Origin of the sequence: Aeromonas sp. D3, assembly GCF_027705025.1 — a bacterium.
Lineage (GTDB): Bacteria > Pseudomonadota > Gammaproteobacteria > Enterobacterales > Aeromonadaceae > Aeromonas > Aeromonas salmonicida.
In genome coordinates this window covers 18,808-31,500 of sequence record NZ_JAPDBE010000048.1, presented here as the reverse complement: position 1 = coordinate 31,500, position 12,693 = coordinate 18,808, and the positions used below count along the sequence as shown (strand labels likewise).

Sequence of the window (12,693 nt, the reverse complement as noted above, 5' to 3'; positions counted from 1 at the left end):
GGGTATCCATGATGGTAGACCTCAAGGTGATGGCCTACTTCAAGCTTAGCCTTTCAACACACAATTGGGACAGAGCCTTTTTATTGGCCGATATTCGGCTTGTTCCTGAGTGCGAAAACCCGTTAAATCGGAATATTGCCCTCTGATGGAACTCTTTGATGGATCGTTATCTGGTTTTTGGCCACCCGGTGCGCCACAGCAAGTCCCCCTTCATTCATACCCTGTTTGCCAGACAAACTCAGCAAGAGCTGGAGTATGGTCTGGCTGAACCTGCCGTCGACGAGTTTGCTACGACCCTGCTAGCCTTCTTTGCCCAAGGGGGCAAGGGGTGCAATGTCACAGTACCGTTCAAGGAGCAGGCGTTTGCGTTGGTTGACAGCTTGAGCCCCCGAGCCAAACGGGCGGGCGCCGTCAACACCATCAAGCTGACCGATGACGGTGTACTGCTGGGAGACAATACCGATGGTGCTGGTCTGGTGGCGGACCTGAAGTCTCATGGTGTGACTCTGGCCGGAAGCCGGATCTTGCTGCTGGGGGCCGGGGGAGCCGCCCGTGGTGCTTTGGCTCCGCTGCTGGCCGAGCATCCGACAGAACTGGTGATTGCCAACCGAACGCACGCAAAAGCGCAGCAGCTGGCGGCCGAGTTTCATGATCTGGGGGGGGTGACGGCTCTGACCTACGAGCAACTGGGGGGGACGTTTGATCTCATCATCAACTCCACCTCCGCCAGCCTGCAAGGGGAGCTGCCGCCCCTCTCCCCTGCACTGATCCACGCGAATATTGCCATCTACGACATGATGTATGGATCCATGGATACCCCTTTCATCATCTGGGCCAAACAGTACGGTGCCCGTCAGGCCATGGATGGGCTGGGTATGCTGGTTGAACAGGCGGCGGAGGCATTCACCGTGTGGCGAGGAATCCGCCCAGGAACTAAACAGGTATTGAGAGAGCTGAAACGAAATCTGGGGACTCTATGAATCAAGGCATCCTGTTTCCCGAACTGGCGGCCTGGCAGCCGGACGAACAGAGGATACATTTTCCAGCCCAGCAGATGGGGGCATTGATCAATTGCTACATCAGTCGTCGGCGCCTGGAAAAAATGACCGGACTCTCCCTCGTCAAGGAAGAGGACATACTGCGTGCTTTCGAGAGCGTTCGTTTTGACATTGAAGATATTGCTGAGAAACTCATTGAAGAACAAGAGTTTGCAGAGGATGGATCCATCTACCTCTGAGTGTTCCAAGTTTTTTCTCAAAGCGGCGGAACTTGTGAGAAATACCGCTGACTAACTAGATAGTTGAGGAAGTGCTAGCTAGTCACCTTTATAACTCCCCGGTATTCGTACTGGGGATTTTTTATCTGCATGAAAAGTAAGTGTTTTTTACCAAGTCTTCTTTCGTGAAACTTAATTACATAAATTACTTTCACTTTTTGCTGCTTTGCTATACAGTTAGCGACGTAGGGTACAGAGGTAAGATGTTCTATCTTTCAGACCTTTTATTTCACGTAATTGAATGTGGCTGAATAGCTGCCCCGATGAGTATTCGTCGGGGTGTTTTTTTATGCACCCAATTTAGAGTAAATGCTTTATTTTTGGCAAGTGTTTGCTAGAATGAAAGGGCTTCTTGAGGAAAACCAGTCGTCTTTGTTCTCAAGATTTAGCTTCTTCCCAATTTTTGAACTGATTGTTTCAGGCCGGTACTGCACCAGTGGTACTGGCTTCATTTTTATCCCTTCTTTATCCCTTCCATACCTCGAATTGTAATTAAATTTCATTTTGGTACTTCTTGCGTGATGTGCTTGCCGTTTGATAGCAAAAATATGAAACCGTTATCAATAGGATATAAAGTTAATTATTAATTGAAATTAACTTCATATCCTATTGATTGATAATGATTTTACTAGGATTGCTAGAAGGGCATATCGGTGGGGATTGAGCGTTGGCAGGAAGCAGTTGAACTGAAAGTCTTTCAATCAGCGGAGGGTCAGCTCCGCTAATTGCAAGAGAGAAGCAGCAGGAAGATGGAGGAATGTATTATTCCTCAACCTGCTCTTGCTCATCGTTATCGGCAATTTCATCAGCACCCGCCAAGTACCAGCCAGATAGAGTCTGGGCCAATTTTTCCACCCCTATGTTGTTAAGGGAGGAGAAGGCTTCCACCTGGATCTGCGGGCCCAGGTCGGCAATGGCCTGGCGTACCTTGATGACCTGATTGTTGCGGGGACCAGGGCTCAGCTTGTCAGCCTTGGTCAGCAGCAGCATGACCGGCAATTCACGGTGTGAGCTCCACTCCAGCATGTTCATGTCGGTATCTTTGAGCGGGTGGCGGATGTCCATCAGGATCACCAGGCCTTTCAATGACTCGCGGCGCTGCAGGTACTCTGCCAGTGACTTTTGCCACTTGAGCTTCATTTCCAGCGGAACTTGCGCATAACCATAGCCCGGCAAATCGACCAGACGCTTGCCCGGCTCCAGTTCAAACAGGTTGATCAACTGGGTGCGACCCGGTGTTTTACTGGTGCGAGCCAGGTTCTTGTGTTTCGTTAAGGTGTTCAATGCAGATGACTTACCGGCATTGGAACGGCCGGCAAACGCAATCTCGACACCCCCATCATTTGGCAGGTGGCGGATGTCGGGTGCGCTGGTCACAAAATGCACCTTATTGAAATTCAGAGTTTGTGTATCCAACGTAAATTCCCCATAGAGATAGAGGGTTATAGAGTTACTTTTTTGTGAAATCGTGTAAAATGACGTCGCTTAAACGCGTTTATTTTAACATGCCTTCAGCGGCATGGGATCTGGAAGCCTAATAACGAGAAGTTGGAACGCCATGAAGAACCTAGTCATTACTCTTGCTCTGATGGTTGGCGTAACGGGGATGGCACAAGCCAAGGGCGATGCCGCTGCGGGACAATCCAAGGCTGCCGTGTGTGCGGCTTGTCATGGACCGGACGGAAACAGCCTTGTTGATATGTATCCCAAGATTGCTGGTCAGCACGCATCATATATCAAAAAGCAATTAGTTGAACTGAAGGCTGCAGCTTCTGGCCAAATTGGTCGAGTCGCACCTATCATGGGGCCTATGGCTCTCCCCTTGTCTGAACAGGACATGGAAGACCTTGCTGCCTACTTCTCCAGCCAGAAGGTAACACCGATAGCGGTGCCTGATGATGCTGTAGCAGCGGGTAAAGCGCTCTATATGGGGGGAGACATGAGCCGTGGTCTGGCTGCCTGCACTGCCTGTCATGGTCCGCGTGGATCAGGTATAGAACAGGCGAAATATCCAAGTCTGTCCGGCCAACATCCTGCGTATATCAAGGCTCAGCTCACCGCCTTTCGTGCGGCTGCCCGTGATAATGATCCGAATGGCATGATGCAGGATGTTGCCAAGAAGCTGACTGATCAGGACATCGAAGCGCTTTCCAAATATGTGGCCGGTTTGCACTGATCATGTCTGATGATGTACCCCATTGATATGAACGAGGAGCCACTGGCTCCTCGTTTCTTTTTGACCTTTAACTCCATTCGGCCAGTTTTTCTCGCATTGCTGTAAGAGATCCCCCATTCATCGGCCTGGCCAAGGCTTAAACATTTTTCAAATTATGTTTAATAATTCATTAATTTCAATATGTTAAATAAGAGTGATAGGTTTATCTCCGTTTGAAAACGTTATCGGTGGATTGAGCCGCTTTATTAAGTTGATACAGTGGATATATGGAGCGGCCCACAGGGCCATTCACGACCGGGATGTTGTGAAGACAGGATGTCGATTTGGCGGGATGCCACAGAACCACGCAAATGACAGGCAAAGGATTGAAATACCAGGATGGTGACTGCTCAGGAAGAGCCGGGCTGCGGGATGCAACCACCCCAGAGTGATGACCGGATGTCGTCCCCATGGGTCAAAGCAAGCACACGCACATTCAGGATCGACCAATTAAGGTCAGGATGACCACATACAAAGATATGATGCGCAGAGGTATCACCACGGACAGGGTGATTTGCAGCCAGGGATGGGACTCGCATAAACATATCAAGGCAGCTTCGGCTGCCTTTTTTCTTTTGGGTCATTAACCCGATTAGCCATTCTGTGTCAAAATACCAGCAACATGCCCAGAGGATACCGATCCTGCGGTGTTCAGAGGCCAGCAATGGCCGGATTGGTGCGGGATCCCACTCTTGTTTCTAATCCACTGTTCCTCGTGTCTGTATCTTCCCCGGATGATTCTCATCCCGGGTGCGGGCTTCAATCCAGTTATTTGTCGGAGTCAGTCATTCATGTCGGCTAAACAACCCAATCGCAAGCCTACCGGTAAGCGCAAAGAATCAGATGCCAGTGCCCTGGACGGCCGTGAGCGCAAACGCGCTGCCAAGCGTAAGGGCTTGAAGGCGGGTTCCCGCCAGCAGGCAGAGCAATCCAGCAAGAACAATAATGGCAAGCAGGCCAAGGATCCGCGTATCGGTTCCCGCAAGCCGGTCGCCTTGATCGTAGACGAGAAGGGTGCCAAGCCAGTTGCGCCCAAGCCTGCGAAAGAGAAGAAGCTGGTGATGACGCCGGAGCAGGAGCTGGCGGCCATCGAGAATGATGATCGCCTGAATGACCTGCTGGATCGCCTCGATGCTGGCGAGACCCTGGAAGCGACCGAGCAGGCCTGGGTTGACCAGCGTGTCGATCGTTATCAGGAATTGATGGATGAGCTTGGCATCATAGACAACGATGATGACGAAGAAGACGACGGCTCATTCGACGATGCCAGTTATGAGGCGCCGACCCAGCCCGCCTCCGAAGAGGAGCTGTGGGATCGTTTCACTCAGGTCGACTATCAGCCTGAGCCCAAGCCAGAGCCGAAGAAAAAGTGATGAATGGATGGATGCTGGCCGCCTCGTTGGGCGGCCTGATTTTGCTGGGACTGGCGGTGTATGCCGGTACCCTGCTGGCTCGTCTCAAGCGTCAGCGCGATATGCAGCAGCAGGCCATAGCTGCGCGCAATGAACGCATTCTCGACAGCGTACGGGTGATCGCCCATGCGGTGCGGGATGGTCAGTGCGACTATTCCGAAGGTGCCATTCGGCTGACCAATTTGCTGGATGCCTTGCAGATCAAGGAAGGGCGCGTTTTTGCCAGCGAATTTCCGGGTCTGTACAGTCTCTATGAGAAGGTGAAAGAGATGCCGACTCATGAGGCGAGACGTGCCCTCAAGCGCAATGAAGTGATGAAGATGGATCTCGAACGCAGTGGCTATGAGGCCGAGCTGGAGGCACAGATCCTCAAGGATGTGGCCCAACTGAAGGATTTTCAGTTAAGCCGCTGAGCCCTGGATAACAAAAAAGAGGAAGCAAGCGTGCAAGCAGAACAGATTGTGTGGGATCAGGCCCTGATCGAAAAATATAACTACAGCGGCCCGCGCTACACCTCCTATCCCACCGCGCTGGAGTTCAACGAAAGCTTCGGCTATCCGGACCTGGTCCGCGCCGCAGGCCAGTACCCGGCGCGCAACCTGTCGCTTTACGTACACATCCCCTTCTGTCACAAGCTCTGCTATTACTGCGGCTGCAACAAGGTGATCACACGTCACCAGCACAAGGCCGATCAATACCTCGACTACCTCGAACAGGAGATCAAGGCGCAGGCCCCTCTGTTCAAGCATCGGCTGGTGACCCAGCTGCATTGGGGTGGTGGTACGCCTACCTATCTGAACGAAGCCCAGACCCGCCGCCTGATGGACATGTTGCGCGAACACTTCCAGTTTGCAGAGGAAGGGGAGATCAGCATAGAGGTGGACCCGCGTGAAATCGAACTCACCATGCTGGATGTGCTGCGAGAGGTGGGGTTCAACCGCATCAGTCTCGGCGTGCAGGACTTCAACAAGGCGGTCCAGGTTGCGGTCAACCGCGAGCAGGATAACGACTTCATCCGCGCCATGCTGGAGCGCGCCCGCGCACTGGGCTTTCGCTCCACCAATCTCGATCTTATTTACGGCCTGCCGCACCAGAACAGAGAGAGCTTCCACCACACCCTGGAGGAAGTGCTCAAGACGGATCCGGCCCGCCTCTCCATCTTCAACTACGCTCATCTGCCGAGCCGCTTTGCCGCCCAGCACAAGCTGAAAGAGGAAGACATGCCGGCCCCCCGGGAGAAGCTGGCCATGTTGCAAGACACCATCGCCTTCCTCACCGGTCAGGGCTACCAGTTCATCGGCATGGATCACTTCGCCAAACCTGATGACGAGCTGGCGGTGGCGCAGCGCGAGGGCAAGTTGCACCGCAACTTCCAGGGCTACACCACCCAGGGGGATTGTGATCTGCTGGGGCTGGGGGTCTCCTCTATCAGCATGATTGGCGATGCCTATTCCCAGAACCAAAAAGAGCTCAAAGCTTACTACGCCCAGGTTGAAGAGCTGGGGCATGCCCAGTGGAAGGGGTGCTCCCTTAATCAGGACGACCTGATCCGCCGCGAGGTGATCAAACGTCTCATCTGCGATTTCAGCCTGAACTTCGCCGCCGTCGAGCAGGCTTATGGTCTGGTCTTCAAGGCGTATTTTGCCGATGATCTCAAGCTGTTGCAGACCTTTATCGACGACGGTCTGGTGCGCATGACCGAAGATGGGCTGGAAGTGGTCTCCACCGGTCAGCTGCTCATTCGCAATATCTGTATGTGTTTCGATGTCTACCTGCGCAACAAGGCGCGCCAGCAGCAGTTCTCCCGGGTGATCTGAACCGGCAGCCCTGCACCGAAGATAAAAAAACCGCCTCGGCGGTTTTTTTATCGGGTCAGCAAACGGTTCAAGGTTTAGCGGCGGGCGGCGCGGGCGCTCAGCTCGGCTTTCTCGCCATCGCTCAGGAAAGCGAGGGTCAGGCCGTTTTGCTGGGCGGTGCGGATCTCGCTGGCGGTCATGCCGGCGGCCGGGGCAGCCACCTCATATTCGTGGGGCAGGTCTATGCCTTCGACCGCAGGATCGTCGGTGTTGAGACAGGCCAGCACACCGGCAGCCAGGAACTGGCGGATTGGGTGCTCGGTCAGGTTCGCGACCGTGGTGGTCTGTATGTTGGAGGTGAGGCAGGATTCGATGCCGATGCGATGCTCCGCCAGATAGGCCATCAGAGCAGGATCCGCAATCGCCTTGACGCCGTGGCCGATGCGCTCTGCGCCGAGATCGCGAATGGCTTGCCACATGCTTTCGGGGCCCGCCGCTTCGCCTGCGTGTACTGTGACGCGCATGCCCGCATCACGGACCTTGCGAAAATGCTCGGTGAACAGTTCGCCCGGGAAGCCCAGTTCGTCACCGGCCAGATCGACGGCAACCAGTTTGTCGCGATGGGCCAGACAGGCGTCCAGCTCCTTGCGGCACTGTTCGGTGCCGAAGGTGCGGCTCATGATGCCGATGAGGTTGGTCTTGATGCCAAAGTCGCGGCTGCCAGCTGCAACGCCGTCAATGATGGCTTCCACCACACCTTGTGGATGCAGTTTGTGGGTCATGGCCATGTAGGCGGGACTGAAGCGCAGCTCGGCATAGTCGATACCGGCACGCAGCAGATCCTCCACGTTCTCGTAAGCAACACGGCGGCAGGCATCGTAATCGGCCAGTACGGCCACGCCCCAGTCCAGTTTCTTCAGGAAGGCGACCAGACTCGGCTCATTCTCGACGATCTGCACGTGAGGGCGCAGTGCTTCCAGCTCAAAGGCTGGCAACTGGATATTGTGCTGACGGCCCAGCTCGAGGATGGTCTGCGCGCGGATATTACCGTCCAGATGGCGGTGCAGGTCGGTCAGGGGGAGAGATCTGTCAATCATGATGGCGCCTTCTTCGAGTCGGGTTTGAAAGCCTGCCATTCTAGGCAGGGCTCTCAAAAAAGATACCCCGTTTGAAATCAAACGGGGTCTTATTGGTCAGGGATTTGCCAAGGCGTGATGGGAATCGTTTTTCCAGAGGGCTCAGGAGAGGTCGAGCTCCTTGAGCTTGCGAGTCAGGGTGTTGCGACCCCAGCCAAGCAGGCGGGCAGCCTCCTGTTTATGGCCATGAGTGTGATCCAGTGCCGTCTCCAGCATGATCCGCTCAAATTGGGGCAGGGCATCGGCCAGAATATCGGTCTCCCCCAGCGCCAGCTTACTGGCGACCCAGTCCTGCAACTGTTGCTGCCAGCAGCCGGGCAGGGCAGGCTGGCCGGGGTCGGCCGTGTTGGTGATGGGGGTCAGCAGTTCGGCGGGCAGATCCCCTACCAGCACCTCCTGGCCCGAGGCCATCACCGTCAGCCAGCGGCAGACGTTCTCCAGCTGGCGCACGTTGCCCGGCCAGGCGAGACGGCTGATGTAGGTCTGGGTATCAGGGTGCAGGCTCTTGGCCTCCACGTTCAGCTCCTTGGCGGCGCGCAGCAGGAAGTGCTGGGCCAGCTGGGGTATATCCTCGCGGCGCTCCTTGAGGGCCGGAATATGAATGCGGATGACGTTGAGGCGGTGGAACAGATCTTCCCGGAATTCGCCGTCAGCCACCCGTTTCTCCAGATTCTGGTGGGTAGCAGCGATGATCCGCACATCTACCTGCACCGGCTGATGACCGCCGACCCGGTAGAACTGGCCATCGGCCAGCACCCGCAGCAGGCGGGTCTGCACATCCAGCGGCATGTCGCCGATTTCATCGAGAAACAGGGTACCGCCATCGGCCTGCTCGAAGCGACCGTGGCGAATGTTGTTGGCACCGGTAAAGGCCCCTTTTTCATGACCGAACAGCTCGGATTCGATGAGATCTTTGGGGATGGCGGCCATGTTGAGGGCGATGAAGTTCTTGTGGGCGCGCGGGCTGTGCTTGTGCAGCGCGTGGGCGACCAGCTCCTTGCCGGTACCGCTCTGGCCGTTGATCAGCACTGAGATGCTGGAGCGCGACAGCCGGCCGATGGCGCGAAACACTTCCTGCATGGCAGGCGCTTCGCCGATGATTTCAGGTGTGGTGGCCGTCTCCTGCTGGCGTGCCTTGCGCTTGGTGCGCTGTTCTTTCAGGTGATTCTCGGCGCGGCGCACCAGGGTGACCGCCTCGTCGATGTCGAACGGCTTTGGCAGGTACTCGAAGGCACCCCTCTGATAGGCGTTGACCGCGCTGTCCAGATCCGAGTGGGCCGTCATTATGATGATGGGCAGCTCGGCCTGGCGGCGGTGGATTTGCTCCAGCAGGCTGAGACCATCGATGCCGGGCATGCGGATATCGGAGAGGATCACATCGGGCGAACGTATCTCCAGCGAGCTCAGCAGTGCCTCGCCATCGGCAAAACTCTCGCACTCGAAGCCTTCACTGCCGAGGGTGCGTTCCAGTACCCAGCGGATAGAACTGTCGTCATCGACGATCCACACTTTTGCTGTCATGACGTTCCCTTATTTGCGAAGCGGTAGAAAAATGGTGAATTCGGTGTGGCCAGGCCAGCTGATGCAGTCGATGCGCCCCTTGTGCTGATCAATCAGGTTCTGGGCGATGGAGAGGCCGAGTCCGGTTCCCCCCTCCTTGCCAGTGATCATGGGGTAGAAGAGGGTATCGCGGATGGCATCGGGAATGCCGGGGCCGTTGTCGATGATCTTGATCTCGGCCGCCAGCCGGTAGCGCTGACCGTGGATGGTGATCTGGAAGGCGGTGCGGGTCTTGATGCGAATCAGCCCTGTCTGTTCACCTATGGCCTCGGCGGCGTTGCGCACCATGTTGAGAAAGGCTTGCTGCAGCTGATCCGGCTCCATCTCGAACTCGGGAATACTGGGATCGTAATCCCGCTCTATGCGTACAGTGGGTGGCAGCTCCAGCTCCACCAGACGGCGCACCTGCTCCAGCACGGAGTGAACATTGTGCATCTGGTGGCGACCCGGACGCTGGGGACCGAGCAGGCGATCGACCAGCACCCTCAGCCGGTCGGCCTGCTCTATGATGATGCCCGTGTATTCGCGCAAGGCCGGATCAGGCAGCTCTTTTTGCAGCAGCTGAGCCGCGCCGCGCAGGCCGCCCAGCGGGTTCTTGATCTCGTGGGCCAGCCCGCGCACCAATTCCTTGGCCGCCTGTTGCTGGGCATGTTGTTGCAGCTCCTGGCTGATCTTCTTCTGCTGATCAATTTTGCGCAGCTCCACCACCATCAGCCGTTGTTCATGGTCGGCGAGCGGGCTTACGCTCATCTCCACCAGTCTGGGTTCACCTTCCACCACCAGGGTCACTTCACTGTCGGTGAAGCCCTGCCCAGAGGTGAGGCATTGCTTGAGGCGCTGCAAATCGAGAGAGATATGTTCCAGCAAGTGGGGCAGCTCGATCCCGATCAGCCGACGCTGGCTGAGGGAGAGCAGTTGTTCGGCCGCCGGGTTGACGAACTGGATGCAGAGCTGCTCATCCATCAGGATGACGGCGGTCAGCAAGTTATCGAGCAGTATCTTGGCTTGATCCGGGCGGGTTGGCACAGGTTTCTCCCTAAAACGGTGCTATACACCAGTAATGCACCAATGTGGTGCATTTAGTCTACCCGTATCGATGCGCAGGATCACCCCTTGTTGGGGAGCGGGGTCACTTTAGGTGCCGGATTGATACTGGCTCGGTGCAGGTAGAAGGTGACTACCCTTGATTTAGCAAGGATCGTACCGTCTTTGGCGAGTAGTTCGAGTTGTGCCTCGTGTGCGCCGCGATCCAGGTTTTCGACCCGAATAGCCAAGCCGTTGCTGACGATGGGGGCCGCCTTGCCATCCAGGGTCAGACGCACGTCGTACTGGGTCGGCGGTTTGGGGCTTATCTGCCCCTGGAACACCACATTGCCCGTGTTGTCGCGCAGTGTGCTGCCCTGTTCCGGGGAGAGCAGTTCGATTGCCAGCTTGGCGGCTTCCTCCTCTTTCTTGGCATCAACGCCGGTCAGGCTGTTGAAGTTGTCCACCTGCACCGAGCGGGGGGCACCACCAATGAGAGGGGCAACACGCAGATCCACTTCTTTGGCCTGCTGGCCGGGAGGGGGGGCATCCGTGTAGTGAACGACGCCCTTGCTGTCTGTCCAGGAGTAGATCTTGGTGGCCTGGGCGGCGGTGCTCGTCAACAGCACAAGTCCCAGAACCCATAGGGGGCATGCGTTTTTCATCCATCTCTCCTTGACGGGATTTTGCTTAATCCTATCAGAGAAAAAACCCGCCTGTTGGCGGGTTTAGTCAAGTTCAGAGCTGTGGTCCGGATTAAACGGAGTAGTACAGTTCAAACTCCAGCGGGTGCGGGGTCATGCGCACACGGTCAACATCGTGCTGTTTCAGTTCCAGATAGGAATTGATGAAGTCATCGCTGAACACGCCGCCGCGGGTCAGGAACTCGCGATCGCTGTCCAGTGCGGCCAGTGCTTCGTCCAGAGAGCCGGCAACGGTCGGCACTTCTGCGGCTTCTTCCGGCGGCAGGTCATACAAGTTCTTGTCCATGGCATCGCCCGGATGGATCTTGTTGATGATACCGTCCAGACCGGCCATCAGCTGAGCTGCAAAAGCCAGGTACGGGTTGGCTGCCGGATCCGGGAAACGTACTTCGATACGACGCGCTTTAGGGCTCGGTACGACCGGGATACGGATGGAAGCAGAGCGGTTGCGGGCGGAGTAAGCCAGCATGACAGGTGCTTCATAACCCGGAACCAGACGCTTGTAGGAGTTGGTGGTCGGGTTGGCGAATGCGTTGATGGCCTTGGCGTGCTTGATGATACCGCCGATGTAGTGCAGTGCCATCTCGGACAGACCGCCGTACAGGTCGCCAGCGAACAGGTTAACGCCGTTCTTGGCCAGGGACTGGTGGCAGTGCATGCCGGAGCCGTTGTCACCGAACATGGGTTTCGGCATGAAGGTGACAGTCTTGTTGTAAGCGTGGGCCACGTTGTGGATCACGTACTTCAGAACCTGCACTTCATCCGCTTTCAGGGTGAGGGTGTTGAAACGGGTGGCGATCTCGTTCTGACCGGCGGTTGCCACTTCGTGGTGGTGCGCTTCAACGACCTGGCCCATCTCTTCCAGCACCAGACACATGGCGGCGCGGATATCCTGGGAGGAGTCAACCGGTGCAACAGGGAAGTAGCCACCCTTGACGAAAGGACGGTGGCCCTTGTTGCCGTGCTCATAGGCGGTGCCGGAGTTCCAGGCGGCTTCTTCAGATTCGATTTTCACGAAGCTGTGGCCCATGGTGTTCGAGAAGGTGATGTTGTCGAACATGAAGAATTCTGGCTCAGGCCCGAACAGTACAGTGTCAGCGATGCCGCTGGACTTCAGGAACTCTTCGGCACGTTTGGCGATGGAGCGCGGGTCGCGGTCATAGCCTTGCATGGTGGCCGGTTCCAGAATGTCACAGACGATGTTCAGGGTGGTCTCTTCGGTGAACGGGTCCAGCTTGGCGGAGGCCGCATCCGGCATCAGCACCATGTCAGACTCGTTGATGCCCTTCCAGCCGCCGATGGAGGAGCCATCGAACATCTTGCCGTCTTCGAAGAAATCTTCGTCAATCTGATGGGAAGGGATGGATACGTGCTGCTCTTTACCCTTGGTGTCGGTAAAGCGCAGGTCAACAAACTTGACTTCGTGTTCCTGGATCAGGGCCATTACATTCTGGGCTGACATGCTAAGTAACCTCCGGTGTTAAAACTCTTAGGGTGAATGCGTCATCACATTCACATAAGCCAGTATCGTGCCAAGTTTGTGACAGCTTGATTTCAGGGCGTTTGCGGCT

12 protein-coding genes are annotated in these 12,693 nt (G+C 56.0%); 6 read left to right on the top strand and 6 right to left on the bottom strand.

Annotated features, from left to right (window positions below):
• Positions 1-158: 158 nt before the first annotated feature.
• A complete protein-coding gene (aroE, locus tag OKC28_RS20215) occupies positions 159-980 on the top strand; it encodes a shikimate dehydrogenase (protein WP_256686164.1) in 822 nt (273 codons plus the stop codon).
• Positions 977-1,237, top strand: a complete 261-nt coding sequence (locus OKC28_RS20210) for a DUF1488 domain-containing protein (protein ID WP_017412967.1) — start codon at positions 977-979, stop codon at positions 1,235-1,237. The genes aroE and OKC28_RS20210 overlap by 4 nt, the downstream gene beginning before the upstream one ends.
• A gap of 801 nt (positions 1,238-2,038) precedes the next feature.
• Here the strand turns inward: OKC28_RS20210 and yihA are convergent.
• Positions 2,039-2,692, bottom strand: a complete 654-nt coding sequence (gene yihA, locus OKC28_RS20205) for a ribosome biogenesis GTP-binding protein YihA/YsxC (protein WP_005319896.1) — start codon at positions 2,690-2,692, stop codon at positions 2,039-2,041.
• Positions 2,693-2,834: 142 nt separating this feature from the next.
• On the opposite strand from yihA, the gene OKC28_RS20200 reads away from it, so the two are divergent.
• The 4 genes from OKC28_RS20200 to hemN all read left to right on the top strand — a co-directional run bounded on the left by OKC28_RS20200 (position 2,835) and on the right by hemN (position 6,720).
• Positions 2,835-3,452, top strand: a complete 618-nt coding sequence (locus tag OKC28_RS20200) for a c-type cytochrome (RefSeq protein WP_021138654.1) — start codon at positions 2,835-2,837, stop codon at positions 3,450-3,452.
• Positions 3,453-4,282: 830 nt separating this feature from the next.
• The gene (yihI, locus tag OKC28_RS20195) at positions 4,283-4,864 is read left to right on the top strand and encodes a Der GTPase-activating protein YihI (protein WP_005319890.1); all 582 of its coding nucleotides are present in this window, start codon (positions 4,283-4,285) and stop codon (positions 4,862-4,864) included.
• 11 nt (positions 4,865-4,875) lie between these two features.
• Positions 4,876-5,316: a DUF2489 domain-containing protein gene (locus OKC28_RS20190; protein ID WP_034523570.1), complete on the top strand. Its 441-nt coding sequence runs from the start codon at positions 4,876-4,878 to the stop codon at positions 5,314-5,316.
• A 30-nt stretch (positions 5,317-5,346) separates the two neighbouring features.
• Positions 5,347-6,720, top strand: a complete 1,374-nt coding sequence (hemN, locus tag OKC28_RS20185) for an oxygen-independent coproporphyrinogen III oxidase (RefSeq protein ID WP_256686160.1) — start codon at positions 5,347-5,349, stop codon at positions 6,718-6,720.
• 74 nt (positions 6,721-6,794) lie between these two features.
• Here the strand turns inward: hemN and add are convergent, their stop codons facing one another.
• The 5 genes from add to glnA all read right to left on the bottom strand — a co-directional run bounded on the left by add (position 6,795) and on the right by glnA (position 12,584).
• Complete coding sequence (gene add, locus OKC28_RS20180) at positions 6,795-7,796, bottom strand: adenosine deaminase (protein ID WP_021138651.1); 1,002 nt, start codon at positions 7,794-7,796, stop codon at positions 6,795-6,797.
• A 141-nt stretch (positions 7,797-7,937) separates the two neighbouring features.
• On the bottom strand, positions 7,938-9,356 hold the full coding sequence (gene glnG / locus OKC28_RS20175; protein ID WP_270691021.1) for a nitrogen regulation protein NR(I): 1,419 nt from the start codon (positions 9,354-9,356) through the stop codon (positions 7,938-7,940).
• 9 nt (positions 9,357-9,365) lie between these two features.
• Positions 9,366-10,421, bottom strand: coding sequence for a nitrogen regulation protein NR(II) (gene glnL, locus OKC28_RS20170; RefSeq protein ID WP_270691020.1), 1,056 nt, complete (start codon positions 10,419-10,421; stop codon positions 9,366-9,368).
• Between the two features lie 80 nt (positions 10,422-10,501).
• On the bottom strand, positions 10,502-11,083 hold the full coding sequence (locus OKC28_RS20165) for a DUF4124 domain-containing protein (protein WP_270691019.1): 582 nt from the start codon (positions 11,081-11,083) through the stop codon (positions 10,502-10,504).
• A gap of 91 nt (positions 11,084-11,174) precedes the next feature.
• Positions 11,175-12,584: a glutamate--ammonia ligase gene (gene glnA / locus OKC28_RS20160; protein WP_021138647.1), complete on the bottom strand. Its 1,410-nt coding sequence runs from the start codon at positions 12,582-12,584 to the stop codon at positions 11,175-11,177.
• Positions 12,585-12,693: the final 109 nt, after the last annotated feature.